The sequence below is a fragment of the Mariniflexile jejuense genome (assembly GCF_042675665.1).
GTDB classification, from domain to species: Bacteria; Bacteroidota; Bacteroidia; order Flavobacteriales; family Flavobacteriaceae; genus Mariniflexile; species Mariniflexile jejuense.
Genome location: NZ_JBHTJI010000023.1, coordinates 1 through 1,738 on the forward strand (window position 1 = coordinate 1; position 1,738 = coordinate 1,738).

The window sequence follows — 1,738 nt, forward strand, 5'->3', positions numbered from 1 at the left end:
GGCAACACCGTATAAAAAAAATTGCTAGTTTTAGCTAAACCAAAGTTAGTTGCTTGTTTGTTAGCTTCTGATTTTCCTTCGGAAAATCCTCGCACAAACACGCAACTTTCCTTATACATAAACGTTAGGCTCAATGCGGTTTACCATAAACGCAATTGGCTTTTATATTGGTTAAAACGCTTTTCTTGCTTCAACCAATATTCTTTATCAATTTCCCAACCTGTAAACTCGCAATTTGCTAAATCGGCTTCTATTCTAATCGAGCCACCGCCTACGTGTGTATCAACTAACTTCATTCCTTCAAAACCGTAATCCGCAATTAATTTTTTGTATAATAATCTAGGTTTATGGCAAGGATGTATTCTTTTTTCATTCAACTTTTTATTTCCTTGCTGTGTCATAGGTTCTGTTAGGCTTTTTGCTTGCATCATTCCAGACCATAATAAATCAATTTCCACAGTTTCCTCGAGCATAGAGGCATAAGCCAATTCATAGTCTTTGAAACTCATTCCTTCAGCAACACCTTTATTCCATTTTATCCTTCCGTTTCCTAAACCTTGCCAATTAACGTATTCAACTCCAAAAATTATTTGCTCCTTACTAACTCTACATAATTCATCAAAATACTGCTGTGAAGGTGGCTCTTTATCCCATTCCTTTTGGGTATATGTCTTATTGCTTTTTCTAGGGTTTAGTTTTGTTCCATTCTTTTGCTTAACCAAAGTTTTTGTTTCTTTCAAAAAAGCCATATTCCCAACGTCAATTCCATAAGGTATATCGCAAATTGCTAGGTCAAAGTATTTATCTGGAAAGCGTTTTAGTCCTTCTTTGCAATCGTCATTGTAAACCACAGAAGGCACAGAGCCTAACACCGTATAACAAGTATTGTCATTGGTTTTTTGTGGTCTAATTTCTGTACTCATAGTTTCTGTTTTATTTGGATGTTTAAGGCTCAACACTTGTTATACTTTTCGTTAGCAACAAGCTGAAAATCGAACTTTTGAACAAAGCGAAAAGAAATAAATTGATATTTATTCCAATCCTATTCATATTAGGATTTTTTCTGTTTTATAAATTTATGACATACGACAGAAATTATACTTGGTCGAAAGAATATCCTACAGAAGTTATTAGTGCAGTTAAAAACTCGGATTTTAAGTTTCTCAAAACGGAGGAAATAAATCCTGAAAATATTGATTTACCGAATGAAAAGTGGATTAAACTCAAAATTCAAAAAATATTGAGCAAAGTCAACTTAATGAGTTACGGAACTGAACACGGACAACAAATCACCTTGAATTCAGCCAAAAGTGAGCAGAAATTAATATGCAAAGGTTGGTGTTTAAGTGACCATTTAATCGGAATTGAAATTGAGCATCAGAATCTCGATTCAGAAGAATTAGCGGAATTAAAACAACGATTTGAAAGCCAATTTCCGAATTATAAAATCATTTGGAAAGAAATATAAACCGGATAAAAAAGCCAGTTGCTAACACCGTGTATAATTAATTGCTATGGCTAGTGCTTATCTGGAAAATTCCTTCGGAATTTTCTCTGGCAAGTATTTGTTTACTAAATTAGTTGCTGAACCACGCAACTAATCATACACCAAACGTTAGCCATTATTACCAAAATGAGAAACAGACATATTCCAACTTTAGCTTTTTTGGTTTTAATAAACTTCATTTGTTTTAGTCAAAATTCAATGAATGAAAATCCTAGAGTAAAAAAATTGAAA

Annotated in this window: 2 protein-coding genes; one reads left to right on the forward strand and one right to left on the reverse strand. The window is 33.2% G+C overall.

Going from position 1 to position 1,738, the window contains the following annotated elements; all coding sequences use genetic code 11:
* Positions 1–140: 140 nt before the first annotated feature.
* Positions 141–923 (reverse strand): DNA methyltransferase, encoded by a 783-nt coding sequence (locus ACFQ1R_RS12870; protein WP_379926662.1) that lies wholly within the window; start codon positions 921–923, stop codon positions 141–143.
* Between the two features lie 155 nt (positions 924–1,078).
* Here ACFQ1R_RS12870 and ACFQ1R_RS12875 point away from each other — a divergent pair, with 155 nt between their 5' ends.
* A complete protein-coding gene (locus ACFQ1R_RS12875; RefSeq protein WP_379926663.1) occupies positions 1,079–1,468 on the forward strand; it encodes a hypothetical protein in 390 nt (129 codons plus the stop codon).
* Positions 1,469–1,738: the final 270 nt, after the last annotated feature.